The sequence below is a fragment of the Kluyvera sp. EC_51 genome (genome assembly GCF_019584505.1).
GTDB lineage: Bacteria > Pseudomonadota > Gammaproteobacteria > Enterobacterales > Enterobacteriaceae > Kluyvera > Kluyvera sichuanensis.
This window is the reverse complement of the sequence record NZ_VDAG01000004.1, coordinates 2,717-3,082: the sequence shown is the minus strand read 5'-3', so window position 1 is coordinate 3,082 and position 366 is coordinate 2,717. Positions and strand designations below refer to the sequence as shown.

Genomic DNA, 366 nt, shown 5'->3' with positions numbered 1-366 from the left:
CCTACGGGAGGCAGCAGTGGGGAATATTGCACAATGGGCGCAAGCCTGATGCAGCCATGCCGCGTGTATGAAGAAGGCCTTCGGGTTGTAAAGTACTTTCAGCGAGGAGGAAGGCATTAAGGTTAATAACCTTAGTGATTGACGTTACTCGCAGAAGAAGCACCGGCTAACTCCGTGCCAGCAGCCGCGGTAATACGGAGGGTGCAAGCGTTAATCGGAATTACTGGGCGTCCTACGGGAGGCAGCAGTGGGGAATATTGCACAATGGGCGCAAGCCTGATGCAGCCATGCCGCGTGTATGAAGAAGGCCTTCGGGTTGTAAAGTACTTTCAGCGAGGAGGAAGGCGTTAAGGTTAATAACCTTAG

1 rRNA gene (running past one end of the window) is annotated in these 366 nt (G+C 53.0%); it reads left to right on the top strand.

The features are described 5' to 3' along the window. Window positions 1-366, top strand: a 16S ribosomal RNA gene (locus FHC49_RS01470) (its annotated part continues 1,166 nt past the right edge of the window); the annotation flags it as partial.